We start from the raw sequence: 14992 nt of genomic DNA on the forward strand, positions 1-14992 counted from the left end.
TTTTAATTACATATTTTATTATTCGAATCCGTATTCACATATAAAGCGTTTGATTGGCAAATCGGTAAGAACGAATGTTCGGGAGTGATTGTCATGAGGCAACAAGAAAGGATGACTTTGAAGAAATTTCAAGTGAAGCTCGATTCGGATCAAGCATGCCGTGAGCATCTGGTTCAGCTTCGCTGGTCTAAGGGGGTTTCATGAGTTAACTTGAGATCCAATTTATTAAAGCGCTTTCACAAACCTTAGCAGCCCAGGTTGGGCGGCCCCGATACAGTAACGTCCTAAAAAATCCAAGATCAACAAAACCAAAGAAACTCTTCAAATAGTCCAAATACTCTTCTAGCCCCCCTTCATTAGAACCTGATCGGCAGGCATCATTACGCAAAATATTTGAAGATTGAACAACAACAGAAGAAATGATATTCTAGTATCTTAGTTTATGGTAAGTAAAGTGATGTTTGCGGTTTCGTTCTTTTATTATGATTCTAATATCTTAGTTTGAGCATAAATCATTCATTCAAAAATGTCAACCGTAAAATGTTGATGTCGTTGTTTCAAGTTCCTGTAGTTATCAGGAGCCGCCTATACAGCGAGCCGCGGTTTGCCTGATCTCGGTCTCATCTATTCCACTGAGGCGAGCCCTAATAAACAAGCTGGCACGGGTATTCAGCCATATGTCAGCTTGTTTGATCCTTTATATTGTGCAACATTGTGATTGTTAAAGTTTTGTTGTTTGAGGTAGTTGTGTTTTTTGGATCAATGAGGCGAATGTCGATACATGGGCTTCCATCAACGTACGGGCGCCTACTGCATCTTTTGCTGCAATTTTTTCGATAATCATATCGTGCTCCGTGACTGTACTTGTTTGATTTTGGGAAAAAGAAGGAATATTACACAGGAAAAAATCATTCAGATCCCATTGGCTTTGCGTGATGTTAAGTAATTTTTCCGATCGGGACATCTTTAGAATCCCATAATGCCATTCTCTGTTTTTGTTAAAGTAACGATCTTTGGAATCATGCTCTTGTACCAATTTAGCCAATTGTTCATTAATCATATATAATTCTTGAACCTCATGGTCTTCCCTTCGTTGTGCGGCCAGAAAGGCTGCCATGCCTTCCAATGCCATAACGGTTAAAAAATGATCGACCATATGTTCCTGCGTGTACTTTTTTACCCTGCATCCGGTTTGGGGCACGATCTCCACAAAATATTCAGCCTCTAATCGCTTCAAGGCATCGATGACTGGACGCCTGGAAACTTCAAGCTCTTCTGCGATCTCTATGACCGAGATCTCATCCCCGAACGTCCACTTTCCCGAAATCAGTCCGTCTTTTATATATTCATAAGTTCGAATCGTTTTCGACAATGTGATTTCCCTCATATTCGCTCTTACTTCCTCCAATTACAACTAATATGTCATAGAATACATAATATCGTGTCAATTATCTATTTTAGCATTGTATGGCTTTATTTTCTAGCTGGCGAACTCCATTTCATGATTATATGCCCCAGTCGTAATATCACCCGGAATTCCCCTTTAGTTCCAGTTTCTGATACTTTCCTGCAAAGAAGATCAGTGGTTCTCCCCCTTGTTCATAGGAAAGCCATTCCACTTGTCCGATATACAACGTATGATCTCCGGCTTCATGCTGCTCGACAACCTCGCATGCCACATAAGCGAGTGCATTTTCAATAAAGGGTAAACCCTCTCTCCAAAAAAATGAGGGAGCCTCCTCCATTGGATGACCGGCAAAATGGCGAGACACCGCTTCCTGGTCATTCTTCAGGATGCTGATCCCATACTTTCGTGTCTTCGGCAACAGTTGATGCATTTTCGCTTTATGATCAATCGACACTAAAACCAGTGGGGGATGTAAGGAAACCGATACGAACCCGTTAGCAGTCATTCCATGGATTTGATCCCCCTCCGATGTCGATACGATCGTGATTCCGGAAGCAAAACGTCCCATCACATTGCGATATTCAATCGGTTCGATCATCCTGATCACCCTTTCATCTCAGATAATTCGGCGGCTACATCCAGGATCCAGTCCTCCTGGCCCGCCACCGCTTTGCGGCGGCCCAGTTCCATCAAAATATTTCTGGGATCCACACCAAACTTCTCACCTGCGTTTTTCGCATGGATAAGAAACGTTGAATATACACCCATACATCCGATCGTCAGCGCGTCCCGGTTGATAATCATCTGGTCATGCATGACCGGATTCACGATATATTCAGCAGCGTCCATAATCTTAAACAAATCGATTCCTGTTTCATAGCCCAGGCGGGATAATACACCTACAAGAACTTCCGTTTGAGTATTCCCCGAGCCCGCGCCCAAACCGCGTGTACTGGTATCTATGTTCAACGCGCCCGCTTTAATTGCTGCAATACTATTGCCGATGGCCAAACCCATATTGTTGTGACCGTGAAAGCCGATCGGAATTTGTAAAACTTTCCTTAATGCGTCTACTCTGTCCGAAACATCATCAGGCATCATGGTTCCTGCCGAGTCCACAATGTACACCGTATCGGCTCCATAAGACTCCATCAATCTAGCCTGTTCTGCCAATTCCTCAGGTGGAAGCATATGCGCCATCATGAGAAACCCTACGGTTTCAAGACCAAGTTCTTTGGCTAGTCCGAAATGCTGCTGTGACACATCAGCCTCAGAACATTGCGTTGCAATGCGCACCATTTCAATTCCGATATCTTTAGCCTGCATTAATTCTTTCTTGGTGCCGACACCGGGAAGGAGTAATGCGGCGATTTTCGCGCGCTTACTCGTTTTTACCGCTTCCTCAATCAACTCCATTTCATCAACGAGCGACACACCGTACTGTATCGTCGAACCGCCCAAACCATCACCATGTGTCACCTCGATGACGGGAACTCCCGCCTCATCCAATGCCTGGACAATCTGCCGCACATTTTCTTTCGTAAATTGATGCCGGACGGCATGGGAACCGTCCCTAAGCGTCGTATCCATAATTCTGATCTTTTGTTCTCCCATTCCTTACCCATCCTTTCGGTCACGAGAATCGAATCTGCATCCGGTTATTCCCGCGCTAACATGTGAATGATATTTTTCGCCAGCATGTCGCCCACCCGTTTCGCGGAGGCAGTCATAATGTCAAGATTGCCTGCAGACGGAGGGAGAAAGTCTCCGGCACCTTCTACTTCCAGCAGTAAAATAACAATATCCTTTTTCCCCTGAGGAGTATCCCGTTTGTCGAATATGGGTTTTCCTCTTAGTGCATAACCAGGTACATATTGCTGGACTTCACGGACGATTAGGTCGATCGAGTGCTGAATCTGATCGCTGTCTCCGTCTTTGTAAGCGAGATATAGCGTATTACGCATAATAATCGACGGTTTGGCAGGATTAAGAATAATAATGGCTTTACCTTTTTCCGCACCGCCGATGACTTCGATCCCCCGGGACGTCGTAAACGTAAACTCATCGATATTTTGCCTCGTTCCGGGTCCGGCTGAACTGCTGGACACTGTCGAAACCATCTCTGCATATTCGACCTTTGCCACTTTGCTCACCGCATAAACGAGCGGGATCGTGGCCTGACCGCCGCAAGTGATCATATTGACATTGTCTTTATCGATATGCTCCGTTAAGTTGACGGACGGAACCACATAGGGGCCAACCGCCGCTGGAGTCAAATCGACTGCGATCTTGCCAGATTCTCTCAACCGTTTGGCGTGGCTGCTGTGCGCTTTTGCGCTTGTCGCATCAAACACGATTTGAATATCCGGATCTTCCAATACGGCGTCAATTCCGTTCGCTGAAACCGGAACACCTTCCGCTTTCGCCCTGGCAAGTCCCTCGGATTGTAGATCAATGCCTGCCATCAGGCCTAATGTCATCTGCTCCGGCTTTTTGAGAATCTTATACATTAAATCAGTGCCGATGTTTCCGGAACCCAAAATAGCAACTTTAACTTGTTTTTCCATTATTTCACATACACCTCCACAGAAGATAGTCCTTCGCCGAATGTCGCCTTATAATGACCAGGCAGAAGATCGAACGCTTTAGTGAAAGAACCGGAGAGAATGATCTGTCCCGCCTTCAAGCTTTCTCCCCACTCGGATAATTTGTTGGCTAACCAAGCGACCGAACGTGCAGGATGCCCTAGTACGGCGGCTCCGGCCGCCGTATCGATGACTTTACCATCCTTTTCAAGTACGAGTCCGATATTTCGCAAATCCATTCGATCCGGCCTCGCCATCGCGCTGCCGAGAACCATCCCCCAGTGCGAACCATTGTCAGCAACCGTGTCCACGATTTTGATTTTCCAATCTTGAATGCGGCTGTCAATCAGTTCAAAGGAAGGTAATACCGCTTTCGTCGACGCCAGAACGTCACCGGACGTAATACCCGGTCCCATTAAATCTTTATCAAGTACAAAGGCAATTTCGGCTTCGATGCGTGGAGCGATCATCTCGCTCGCAGCAATGATGGATCCGTTCTCAAAGGAAGATCCCGTAAAAATTACCCCGAAATCCGGTTCGTAAACGCCTAACTGTTGTTGGATGCCTTCGCTCGTCAGCCCGATTTTTTGTCCGATAATACGGCGGCCTCTAACCTGATGCAGATCGGCTAAATGTTTTTGGATCCGGTAAGCATCCTCGACGGTTAGGGAAGGAAATGTTTCCGATAAGGGCGGGATCGCTTGCTTATTCGCCAACGCGTTGAATAAACTTTCAGCGATCATTGGAAGAGAATAATCCCTCATAACGATCAAGATCCTTTTCCGAACGATTCGGTAGGGAATTGGCCCCATGCACTGTAGGCAAATGGGAAATTGTCCCATACCTTATGACTGATCTCATGATCCGCTCTTGGCATTTCTGCGGACAACTCGATCCGATTCCCACTTGGATCCAGGAAATACGTGAACAGGTTTCCCCCCACCCGGTGTCTGCCCGGACCAACCTCGATGGAGTATCCGGCCTGCGCCAGCAAATCGGCGGCCCGTTTCATATCTTCCATACCATTTACCTGAAACGCATAATGGTGCATCGTCGTATGATCCGGCGTCCCAATTACCGCCACATCATGGTGGTAATCGGATGCATGCGACCAGGCTGCAGCCCATACGCCCGGCGCCGGTTCAAACACGTCAGAGATGCTGAAATCGAGGCCGGCTTTCAGAAATTCCACAAAACCTTTTACGTCCTGGGTATTTACGGTGATGTGGTCGGCGTCCAGCAGACCCAGGCCTCTGCTTCCTAAATGATTGACAGTCGGATGAATGTACTTCGGCCTGTCTTCAACAATGACAAGCTCAATTTGATGATTCGAGGGGGACGTGAATCTCAGCGCCGCTTTTTTACCCGGTTCCGGATCCGAAACCCGTTCGCTGGAAACGCCGATTGCGGATAATTTCTTTTCAAAATAAGAGAAATCATCATCGCTTTTCACCTGCAAGGCAAAACGACTTAAACCTGTTCCTCCTTGCTGGATTGCGATGTCGTATGTTTTGTCGGCGCCGCAGCCGAGATAAATCGTGTTATTGTCCGTGGCAATTTCGTGCAGACCAATGATGTCGCGATAAAATTCCAACGATTGCCCCAAATCATTGACTCGAATTGAAGCGTTTGCAAATTTAAAAATCCCCATGGTCAATTCCTCCAATTATTCATGCTCAGGTTTAAATTGTTCCGCAAAACTTACGAGCCCTAGACTTTCCCGGCGGTTGGCGTCTAGACTGTCCAACAGTCTGGAATTCTCGATCAGCAGCATCCTTACATCGGAATCGTTCGGATTGTAATGTCTATGCCAGATCCATGGAGGGGTATAGACAAAATCTCCCTTCGACCACTTCACAACCTGATTTCCAATTTCCGAATAACCTTCACCCTCGAGCACGTAATGGATCGATTCATGTACGTGACGCTGCAAATCTGAACTGCTGTTTGCCGGGATCCGCTGCAAATAGAATTCCATTGATTTGGCCGGAATGTCGACCAAAATTCCGATCTCGGTCGGATTGCCCGTTGCTTTACTGTCAAGCCAGATGGCATCTTCAGGATGAACGACCAAACCATCGGCTGAGATCTCTTGCTTATCACGCTGCTTCAATTTCTTCAAGTTAGCAAGAAATTCATTGTACTTTACTTCCTTGATTGAAAAGTTATCGTTTTTCATTAGATTCCCCCCTACTTATAAGGACCCTGTCATTTTCCGACTCCTTCTTGGACCGGTTTTTCTAATTCATACGATGCAAGCAGCCTATCAACCAAGGCCAGTGATTCTGACTTGTCGTAAGCGGTATATTGCGTTTGAATCCGCAGGAACATCGGATCGCCTGAGTAGAACCGTTCGTACAATTCGTGACGGGAGCCGAAATCCGAAACAGCGATATCTGCCGCAATTTTGAACAGCTTGATTTTCTCCTCGGCCGTAACGTCGGCACCTCGGTAGTACTTGCGGATATCGCCTGCGATCGGGCTATCAAACACACCGGCATCTGCAGGTTGGTACATCAAGCCGCCGGCAATGGCAAACTGTATAATTTCCCTAACTCTCGGATACCAGCGATTTCCGGAATTACGGATCGCGTACAAAGGTGTAACATTCGGCATATAAATCCCGGCCGAGTTCGGTTGAGCGGCAACTTCGGAAGCTATTACGGCAGCCCGTATCAATTCGATATAAGTCGTTATCTCTCCCATCATGTCTTGCACATGGGGAAACTGATTGGTATTGACCATTTCTGTCGATTTCATCACAAGCCCTGCGAGAAACTGCAGCTTGGCTTGCAATCTAATTGCTGTTTGGTGCCCTGTCATCGCATTGGAGTTTAATTTCCAGATCGTGTTAACCCGTTCAACATCTTGATAGATAAACACCCTCTCCCAGGGGACGAGCACATCGTCGAAGATGACGACGCCGTCCAGCTCGTCAAATTGTGAAGAGAGCGGATGGTCATAGACGGATTTACGTGTAAAAGGCTCGCGAGAAATTAATCGGACGCCCGGCGTATTTAATGGCAAAGCAAACGAAATGGCATATTTGTAATCCTTCTCCGTCGGTTTGCGCAAGTGAAACGGCCATACAAGCATCTCGTCCGCATACGGACCGGCTGTCGCAAGCATTTTTGCCCCGCGGACAATGATTCCCTCATCCGTTTCCTTGACCACACCCAGATACGTAAATTCGTCCGGCTGCTCGGAGGGCGGTTTGGAGCGATCAACCTGCGGATCGATCAGCACGTGTGTCAGATACAGATCATTTTCGCGCACGTGTTCAAAATAATTCCGCACGTTTTCCTCATATGGCCCGAAAAAATCCGAATTCACATACCAGGCTGTTAACATCGCGCTCATAAAATCTGTAGACCGCCCCATCATACCGTACGTTTCTTCCGCCCAATCGCGGTGCATGAGCCGGCGCAAAGCCAGATCTTCCTTTGATTTAGGAACCAGAAAGGAATTGCCGATCCATTCACCGGTATCGGGAGATTTCGATAACATATAGGGCTTCTTCTCAGGTTCCCACTGCGAATCATACAATCGTGCGATCGATTGCACCGCAGGAGCGATGAGAGGATGCGTTGTGGGATCCGTAACCTTTTCCTTGCCTATCCAGGTTTCAGGCGGGTTGTTTTTTAAACGCTCGATGTAATCTATTCCTCTTCTTGCCCCCATGATTAATAACTCCCTTCTCTGATAAATGTGCGATGAATATCGTTAAATTCCCCTGCCTTCTCCCATTGCGGCCAGTGCCCGGCATCTCCAATCACATAGAGCATACTGCCGGGAATCCATGATTTCAGGAGTTGCGCTTCTTCCAGCGTTCCCGTCGGATCGTTATCGGTCCACAGCAGCAATGTCGGAGATTTTATTTGTCCGCACCACTCTGGACCCCAAGCGAAATCTTTGCGGATATCCCAGTCCTGAAGGCACACGATATGATGTACGGCTTTCTTAAACTCTGGCTGGGTATAGATTTTGTAGCGGATGGCTATGAGTTCATCGGTCACGAAACCTTTATCGTGGAACAACCATTCCAGGCGGGTCCGGACATTCTCATACGTTGCTTCCATGACCGCTTTGACCGTTGAATCTTTGACTTGCTTCATGACCTCCAACTTGTTCGTAATATTACCCGGAGTATTCAAAATCAATTTATTAACGAATTCCGGATGATGAGCGGCAGTCCAGGCCGCGACCCAACCGCCTAGCGATTCGCCGGACAGGCTGAAGGTTTCAAGTCCCAGTCCCTTCGCGACGCTAATCAGATGATCGCTTAAATAATCGATCGTGTACGGTCTATCCGGTTTGTCGCTGAATCCGTGGCCAACCATATCATAGGCAATGACCCGGAAGTTCTCGGATAATCCGCTGATGTTTCTGGCGTAAGCTTCAAGGTGTCCACCCGTTCCATGAATGAAGATCAGCGGTTCCCCTTCCCCGGCTTCCAGAATGCGCGTCCGTATACCGTTTGCGTTGATATAGTATTGCCTCAGCGGAGTTCCCACCATCTGTGACCACATGCCAATTTTCTCTCCCATAGTTCACCTCATGAATGTTATACTAGTATCTTAGTTGATGGTAACATACATCCCTTGTAACTTCAATCACTTTTTTAAGTATTCTTGGTTTTAAAACCTTATTTCCCCATATAAATTTCCCGAACATGGTCCTGCTTTTTCAGTTCGGAGGATCGTCCTGAATCGACAACGCTACCGTTTTGAATCAAATAACCGTAATCGGCGATCTCTAGTGCCAACCACGCGTTCTGCTCCACAAGCAGGATAGACGTTCCCTGATTCGGGAGTTGCTTAAGCGCATCGAAGATCTGCTGAGTGACGATAGGAGCAAGCCCCCAGGAAGGTTCATCCAGTAACAGAATTTTCGGTTTGCTCATCAAACCTCTACCGATGGCAAGCATTTGCTGCTCTCCGCCGCTTAAGGTGCCGGCTAGCTGATCTTTGCGATCAGCTAGCTTGGGAAATATATGGTATACATACTCCATTCTCTCCCGAATTTCGGTGCGGCGTCCGGCGTACAGGTACGCTCCCAATTCCAAGTTTTCTTTGACTTTCATTTTACTGAAAAGCTGCCTTCCCTCCGGCACATGTACAATTCCCAATTTCACGGGCCAATCGCTCGGCGTGCCTATCAATTCCTCGCCATTAAATGTAATGCTTCCTTTCACGGACGTGAGCAGTCTGGATATCGCTTTCAATGTCGTGCTTTTCCCTGCTCCGTTCGTGCCGATCAGCGTTACAACAGATTTATCCTTCACTTCGAGCGATATATTAAAGAGAACTTGAACTCTTCCATAGGAAGCAGACAAATCGTTGAGTTTAAGCACCTACGGATTCCCTCCCCAAATAAACTTCAATGACTTGAGGGTTTTGGCAAATTTCCCGGGCTATCCCTTCCGCTATCCTTTCCCCGTTATTCAAAACGATGATTTGATCGGAGACTTCCATCACAACGCCCATGTGGTGCTCCACGAGTATTGTCGTAATTCCGAGCTCCCGATTAATTGTCTTGATCGCTTCCCCGAGCCGCAAAGATTCCGCATCGTTCAATCCGGCGGCGGGTTCGTCGAGAAGCATGACTTTCGGTTCGGAGAGCAGCACGCGGGCTACTTCGATTAATCGTTGATAACCAAAGGGCAATGTGGATGCCGGCTGATTTGCAATTTGTTCCAAACCTACGATTTTCAATACTTCCTTCGCCTTTTCCCTAATCCATTTCTCTTCTTTTCTCGAGTTGGGAGTCGAAAATCCACCTGTCCAAAATCCGGATTTTGTGTAGCGATAAGCACCAATCATCACATTATCCAGTACGGTTGCGTCCTTCACGATCGATCCGTTCTGAAATGTTCTGATGATTCCGAGATGTGCAATCTGAAAAGGGGCTTTACCCGATATTTCACGCCCTTCAAAACGAATCTTTCCGCCCGTCAACGGGAGAAAACCCGTAATCAGATTCAACAGAGTTGTCTTTCCAGAACCATTAGGGCCTATCATTGAAAATATGGTGCCTTTTTTTATGGAGAATGAAACGTTATTGACAGCTTGCAGTCCCCCAAAACGCTTCATAGCATCTTTCACCTCAAGATATGTCATTCGTTTCACCCCCTTGGACGATTCGCTTCTCCGGACTTTTCCCTGTTATCCCCGTTTTAATCCGGTTATAGACCTTAATAAATGCCTGTGATACGCCGTGTTCAACAAAGAGAATGAGAACAATCATGATCAGTCCAAGCATAAACATTCGAGGGATGGCCACGGAATGGGTGAAATCCGAGATGAAGAACCACAGAAGCGAGCCAACGAGCGATCCGATCAGAATCGCTTCGCCGCCCAACAGCATCGCGATTAGCAATTCGATCGAGATGATGACGTTAAACTGCGAAGGCACGATAATACCAAGATAATGACCCATCACCGCTCCTGAGAATGCCGCGAATACGGCGGAGAGCACGAAAAATTGAAGCTTCACTTTCGCCGTTCTTATCCCCATCGCTTCAGCCGTATTTTCACTGCTCTTCAACGTCAACAGTGCGCGCCCAACACGAGACTTCATCAGATTGCTGGAATACCAGAAAAAGATGGCGAACATGGCAACCGCGATATAGTAGTATGTCGCGCGATTCGTGATTTCAAAATCTCCCCAACCGATATCGGGAATGCCGATCAATCCTGCCGGCCCACCGGTCCAAGTGTACAGGGTGCTTATAAGCGAAGTAACTGACAATCCGAAAGCCAATGTGCCCAAGGCCAAGTAATACCCCTTCAATCTCAGCAACGGATAACCGACGATCAGTGCAATCAGTGCGGTAACGGCGACTGCAACAAATATGGTGAGAAGAGAAGGCAAACCGAATTTCACCGATAAAACACCGGATATATAGGCTCCAAGACCCATGAAGGCAGCGTTACCAAGCGATATTTGTCCTCCGTAGCTCATTAACAACTGCAATCCCAAGACAGCGCAAGCCATCAGTACAGCTCTTAGAACAAGGTCCAAATCATGATAGATGAAAGGGAGGATCACGGCGAGCAACAGGAGCAAAGTATAAAATATCGTTTTTTCGCGCATTATCTCCCCCCTAAAATGCCCTGAGGCCTAGCCACTAATATAATCAACAAAGCCAAGATACTAACTAACTCATAGAAAAGCGTCGAAATGAGACCTGCAGAGAACGCTTCCAAAAGTCCTAAAACCACACCGCCGACCAGCGCGCCATAGATGTGATTGATTCCACCGACAATCGCTGCGGTTAATCCTTTAATCGTTAAGCCCATACCTGCCGCATAAGTGACATAAGATAAAGGGCCGCCTACGATACCAGCCACTGCTCCGAACATAGCACATACAATAAACGCAAGGATCAGCATCTTTTCAACATGAATCCCTACTAATTTTGACCCCGTTTCGTTCTCAGAACAAGCCTCCATGGCCCTCCCGATCGTCGTTCGCGTTAAAAATACGTATAACAGGATGGAGCTTACAATGGCGGCGCCCAACACCCAAATGCTCTGAAACGAGATCGCTGCGTCTTGGAAGTTCAAAACTTTAGGTCCTGGAAACGCCGATAGGGAACGTGGGGTAGGTCCGTAAATCCATTCCAAACTTCCCTCGATGATAAACACCCATCCCACAGTCATTAACAATTTGGATAACATGTCTTTATTCCGGATCGGATGCATCGTTAAACGATGTAAAATGACCATGATTGTACAAACGGCTGCTACGACAAGGGGAATGGAAAACCAACGTGAAACTTCCCAAGAATCGATCATGGTCATCGCTAAGAAAGCGCTTAATACATACAGGTGTCCCTGTGCAATGTTAAGTATTTTGGATATTCGATACACGATGACAAATCCGATACCGACCATTGCGTAAATACCACCCGAAGTCAACGCCGAAAACAGGTATTGGATAAAAAGAGACGAACTCACCGACTTTCACCTCAAATCTGAATATAAGGATTAAGGGAGCTTCCATTTGCCTTGTTTGTTCGTTATGGTCACGATCGTATCGTCTGAATACCCCCACCGGTCATCGGCCGTAAAATTATAAGTCGACTGTACAGCCTGAATATTTTGATTGCCCTGGGAAAGATATTTACGGATTTTCTCGCGATCCGCTCCCACCTGCTTCACTGCCGCAAGTCCGATCAGAATGCTGTCGGCTCCCGCAGAATGAGTCAAACTAGGTTCGTCATCCGGATAGAGCTTCTTAAATGTAAGATAATATTTCTCTAAAAACTTCTTATGAGGATCACTGTCAGGGAGGTCTTTCCATATCATGATTTTGTCACTATAAGTAAAGACTTGACCGTCCGGCACGTCCTTAATCAAATTGAGAAATGCCGGGAAAGCATTGGCTCCGGAAATGCCTATCGGAACTTTTAATCCAACTTGCTGTGATTGGCGAATGACGATTGCAGCTGTTTCTCCGATTCCGTAACTCATGATAAAGTCCGGTTTCTGCTCTTTGATTTTGGATAGCTGCGGAGTGACGTCCAGCGCTTTGGAATCATATCTTTCGCGCGCAACGATTTCAAGCCCTTGGTCTTTATACTGCTTTATCCATCCGTCCATAAAGCTTTCAATCAATTGTCCGGTAACATCGGTGGGGTTGAGCGTCGCCCCTCTCTTCCAACCCTGCTCCAGCGCGAACTTGATGAAAGACTCGCCGCCGGTTATGAAATTGATGGTGGAAGCGACCAGCAAATCTGAGTCTTTTCCCTTGGGTTCATACCCAGCTCCTGATATGACCATGAACGGGATATTCATTTTCCGGGCGACCGGATCCGCAGCAGCCGCTATACTGGAGTTATTCCCGCCCGAAAGAAAAACAATTTCCTCATTGGAGGCTAGCTTTTCTACAATACGTGCAGCATTCTCAGGTCTGCCTGCGTCGTCTTCAACGATAAGTTCAACCGATCGGCCGTTCACGCCGCCTTCATCGTTGATCATCTGGACAGCAACTTTCGATCCCTTGAGCATCATGCTGGCAGGCAGGGCGCCTGGCCCGCTGATATCATGGAATACTCCGATTTTAATGGAACCTTGATCAGCTGCTTGTTCCGCTTCCTTTTTTTCTGTATTCGCAGGTGTATCATGGCCCGGATTGTTTCCACAAGCGGCAATTAGGGTCAACATCAAGATGCAAACACTTAACAAGATCGGCAATTTATTTTTGAACAAGCTCATTTTTATGACCCCCTATTGATTTTATATCAATGTCGAATGCTAGAATCTTAGAATTCCCGAAAAGTGAGCCCTGCAAGTATTTGATTTAGCCTCGCAGAGCCGGCATAATAACAATGCTGTTAACCTCATCATCTTTAATTTCTTTAGCCAATGTCGCCATCGCCAGGTGTGCTTCGTCCAACGGAAAAACTTTCGTCTGCAGCTTATCGAGCGGCAGGCTTCCTGCTTCGATCATGGAGATCGCACGCTTAAACGCCGTATAACTGACGCCATGTCCGCCGATTATGGTGCATGCTTTCATGATGAGCTTGTCACTGACGAAACCTTTGATCTCGGCGTTGTTTTTCAATCCAAGCAGCACGATTGTTCCGTTTTTCGCAATGACTTCAAGGGCTTGAATAACCGATTCAGTGGCATGAGGCGACAAATCGATGACGATATCTACCCCCTTACCGTCCGTAAGCTCCCTGATACGCTGAACCAAATCTTCCTTGTCAACGATAATCGAGTGATCGGCGCCAAGTTCCAGCCCTTTTCTGAGACGCTGTTCATCGAGCTGAATGCCCGCTAAGATCACTTGGGAAGCCCCCATGGCTTTGGCAACCATGCAGCACATCAACCCCCTTAAACCGGCAGCGATTACGAGCACGCGATCGCCATACTTCAGTTTAGGCAGCTCATAAGTCCAATGGATCGCTCCTCCAAGAGCGTTAAACAAAACCGCTTTTTCCGCTGCAACGGTTTTATCTATTTTACGGACCAGCGAATTGGGGTGCAGATACATGTGGGTTGCGTATCCGCCCCATAAATGAGGAGACACTTCGCAGCTTACATACGAATACCCCATCATCGTTTTGTTCCAACCGCTGCAAAGATTGAACTGGCCAACCGTACAATTATCGCAGTGGCGACAAGGAATTAGCGAGTCCACAACGACTCTGTCTCCGATCTTCACGCCCCATCTTTCCGCCGCTTTTTTACCAATCTTTTCAATGATCCCGACAACCTCATGTCCGGGGATGATGGGATATTGAATATTCAATGACTTAATCGCGCCAATGTATTGCTCTGCATCCGTGCCGCATAGCCCGCATGCCTCGACACGCACCAAAGCATTCTCAGGATTCACACGCGGTTTTTCGAACTGTTCAAGCTTGATCGTACGAGGTGCGGTGAGTACTGCAGCCGTTACCATCTGTTTCGCCATGTTTATTTCCTTTCCATAACAAATTTCCTTTCCATAACAAATATCTTTAAGAAGTCGTTATAACGATCCTAGAGCGGCCGGACAAAATAGCTCGGCAAAGTAGATGTATCCAAAATGACCTCCCGTTTTTCGATTTTGGGAACATTATTCTCAAACACGATCAAATCGTTGTAACGTCCGACGGCAAACAGTTCCGACTTCCCCTCCCTGGACGTTTTATAGATGGAGAAATTTGTATGACAGTGATATTTCTCTCCGTTTGATTTTTCAATCCTAATATTTGCGATCATATGCCTTTGATAGCTGATGTTATATGTCCATATTTGCTTTATGAGTGTCACACGGTCTATAATTTTTCCCTTATGGTTATCCATGATAATGGCTACCGGCAACCCTCTGTCATAGTTTTCCTTGGAATACACATAATAAGAACCGTTATCGGAAAAGAAATCCGGCCACTTGCTAAGTTCACCGTCATCGACTACATGGCAATATTGAAAAAGAAGCTGGTGTATCAATTCCCTTTTCGTTGCATCGATATCCTGAACGTGGATCATTTTCATCCTCCTTA

At 46.8% G+C, this 14992-nt stretch carries 16 protein-coding genes; all 16 read right to left on the bottom strand.

Features of this window, described 5'->3' with window-relative positions; all coding sequences use genetic code 11:
- Positions 1–721: 721 nt before the first annotated feature.
- Positions 722–1372: a GntR family transcriptional regulator gene (locus tag PVA01S_RS22625; RefSeq protein ID WP_164751937.1), complete on the bottom strand. Its 651-nt coding sequence runs from the start codon at positions 1370–1372 to the stop codon at positions 722–724.
- Between the two features lie 154 nt (positions 1373–1526).
- Positions 1527–2006 carry a flavin reductase family protein gene (locus tag PVA01S_RS22630; RefSeq protein WP_127609759.1) on the bottom strand — a complete coding sequence of 160 codons (480 nt, stop codon included), beginning with the start codon at positions 2004–2006 and terminating at the stop codon, positions 1527–1529.
- Between the two features lie 5 nt (positions 2007–2011).
- Complete coding sequence (gene dmpG / locus PVA01S_RS22635; protein WP_054796241.1) at positions 2012–3022, bottom strand: 4-hydroxy-2-oxovalerate aldolase; 1011 nt, start codon at positions 3020–3022, stop codon at positions 2012–2014.
- Between the two features lie 44 nt (positions 3023–3066).
- On the bottom strand, positions 3067–3975 hold the full coding sequence (locus PVA01S_RS22640; RefSeq protein ID WP_127609761.1) for an acetaldehyde dehydrogenase (acetylating): 909 nt from the start codon (positions 3973–3975) through the stop codon (positions 3067–3069).
- Positions 3975–4736 carry a 2-keto-4-pentenoate hydratase gene (locus tag PVA01S_RS22645; protein ID WP_127609763.1) on the bottom strand — a complete coding sequence of 254 codons (762 nt, stop codon included), beginning with the start codon at positions 4734–4736 and terminating at the stop codon, positions 3975–3977. The genes PVA01S_RS22640 and PVA01S_RS22645 overlap by 1 nt, the downstream gene beginning before the upstream one ends.
- A 26-nt stretch (positions 4737–4762) precedes the next feature.
- Positions 4763–5644 (bottom strand): VOC family protein, encoded by an 882-nt coding sequence (locus PVA01S_RS22650; RefSeq protein WP_127609765.1) that lies wholly within the window; start codon positions 5642–5644, stop codon positions 4763–4765.
- Between the two features lie 15 nt (positions 5645–5659).
- The gene (locus PVA01S_RS22655) at positions 5660–6172 is read right to left on the bottom strand and encodes a cupin domain-containing protein (RefSeq protein WP_127609767.1); all 513 of its coding nucleotides are present in this window, start codon (positions 6170–6172) and stop codon (positions 5660–5662) included.
- Between the two features lie 29 nt (positions 6173–6201).
- Positions 6202–7674 carry a 4-hydroxyphenylacetate 3-hydroxylase family protein gene (locus PVA01S_RS22660; protein ID WP_127609769.1) on the bottom strand — a complete coding sequence of 491 codons (1473 nt, stop codon included), beginning with the start codon at positions 7672–7674 and terminating at the stop codon, positions 6202–6204.
- Positions 7675–7676: 2 nt separating this feature from the next.
- Positions 7677–8522 carry an alpha/beta fold hydrolase gene (locus tag PVA01S_RS22665; RefSeq protein ID WP_244933025.1) on the bottom strand — a complete coding sequence of 282 codons (846 nt, stop codon included), beginning with the start codon at positions 8520–8522 and terminating at the stop codon, positions 7677–7679.
- Positions 8523–8638: 116 nt separating this feature from the next.
- Positions 8639–9346, bottom strand: coding sequence for an ABC transporter ATP-binding protein (locus PVA01S_RS22670; RefSeq protein WP_054796248.1), 708 nt, complete (start codon positions 9344–9346; stop codon positions 8639–8641).
- Positions 9339–10112 carry an ABC transporter ATP-binding protein gene (locus PVA01S_RS22675; RefSeq protein WP_127609771.1) on the bottom strand — a complete coding sequence of 258 codons (774 nt, stop codon included), beginning with the start codon at positions 10110–10112 and terminating at the stop codon, positions 9339–9341. Before PVA01S_RS22675 ends, PVA01S_RS22670 begins: the two co-directional genes overlap by 8 nt.
- On the bottom strand, positions 10099–11088 hold the full coding sequence (locus tag PVA01S_RS22680; RefSeq protein ID WP_127609773.1) for a branched-chain amino acid ABC transporter permease: 990 nt from the start codon (positions 11086–11088) through the stop codon (positions 10099–10101). Before PVA01S_RS22680 ends, PVA01S_RS22675 begins: the two co-directional genes overlap by 14 nt.
- Positions 11088–11954 carry a branched-chain amino acid ABC transporter permease gene (locus PVA01S_RS22685; RefSeq protein WP_127609775.1) on the bottom strand — a complete coding sequence of 289 codons (867 nt, stop codon included), beginning with the start codon at positions 11952–11954 and terminating at the stop codon, positions 11088–11090. The genes PVA01S_RS22680 and PVA01S_RS22685 overlap by 1 nt, the downstream gene beginning before the upstream one ends.
- 30 nt (positions 11955–11984) lie before the next feature.
- Positions 11985–13214 carry an ABC transporter substrate-binding protein gene (locus PVA01S_RS22690; protein ID WP_127609777.1) on the bottom strand — a complete coding sequence of 410 codons (1230 nt, stop codon included), beginning with the start codon at positions 13212–13214 and terminating at the stop codon, positions 11985–11987.
- Positions 13215–13299: 85 nt separating this feature from the next.
- Entirely contained in the window at positions 13300–14421 is a 1122-nt protein-coding gene (locus PVA01S_RS22695) for a zinc-dependent alcohol dehydrogenase (protein ID WP_127609779.1), read from the bottom strand.
- Positions 14422–14489: 68 nt separating this feature from the next.
- A complete protein-coding gene (locus tag PVA01S_RS22700; RefSeq protein WP_164751938.1) occupies positions 14490–14978 on the bottom strand; it encodes an aromatic-ring-hydroxylating dioxygenase subunit beta in 489 nt (162 codons plus the stop codon).
- Positions 14979–14992: the final 14 nt, after the last annotated feature.

It is taken from the genome of Paenibacillus validus NBRC 15382, assembly GCF_004000985.1.
Lineage (GTDB): Bacteria > Bacillota > Bacilli > Paenibacillales > NBRC-103111 > Paenibacillus_G > Paenibacillus_G validus.

Bases quoted from the DNA above. Each gene is read 5' to 3' on its own strand.
- PVA01S_RS22700 (WP_164751938.1), bottom strand. From the start codon at position 14,978: ATGATCCACGTTCAGGATATCGATGCAACGAAAAGGGAATTGATACAC.
- PVA01S_RS22655 (WP_127609767.1), bottom strand. From the start codon at position 6,172: ATGAAAAACGATAACTTTTCAATCAAGGAAGTAAAGTACAATGAATTT.
- PVA01S_RS22645 (WP_127609763.1), bottom strand. From the start codon at position 4,736: ATGATCGCTGAAAGTTTATTCAACGCGTTGGCGAATAAGCAAGCGATC.
- PVA01S_RS22680 (WP_127609773.1), bottom strand. From the start codon at position 11,088: ATGCGCGAAAAAACGATATTTTATACTTTGCTCCTGTTGCTCGCCGTG.
- dmpG (WP_054796241.1), bottom strand. From the start codon at position 3,022: ATGGGAGAACAAAAGATCAGAATTATGGATACGACGCTTAGGGACGGT.
- PVA01S_RS22675 (WP_127609771.1), bottom strand. From the start codon at position 10,112: ATGACATATCTTGAGGTGAAAGATGCTATGAAGCGTTTTGGGGGACTG.
- PVA01S_RS22630 (WP_127609759.1), bottom strand. From the start codon at position 2,006: ATGATCGAACCGATTGAATATCGCAATGTGATGGGACGTTTTGCTTCC.
- PVA01S_RS22695 (WP_127609779.1), bottom strand. From the start codon at position 14,421: ATGGCGAAACAGATGGTAACGGCTGCAGTACTCACCGCACCTCGTACG.
- PVA01S_RS22690 (WP_127609777.1), bottom strand. From the start codon at position 13,214: ATGAGCTTGTTCAAAAATAAATTGCCGATCTTGTTAAGTGTTTGCATC.
- PVA01S_RS22640 (WP_127609761.1), bottom strand. From the start codon at position 3,975: ATGGAAAAACAAGTTAAAGTTGCTATTTTGGGTTCCGGAAACATCGGC.
- PVA01S_RS22650 (WP_127609765.1), bottom strand. From the start codon at position 5,644: ATGGGGATTTTTAAATTTGCAAACGCTTCAATTCGAGTCAATGATTTG.
- PVA01S_RS22665 (WP_244933025.1), bottom strand. From the start codon at position 8,522: ATGTGGTCACAGATGGTGGGAACTCCGCTGAGGCAATACTATATCAAC.
- PVA01S_RS22660 (WP_127609769.1), bottom strand. From the start codon at position 7,674: ATGGGGGCAAGAAGAGGAATAGATTACATCGAGCGTTTAAAAAACAAC.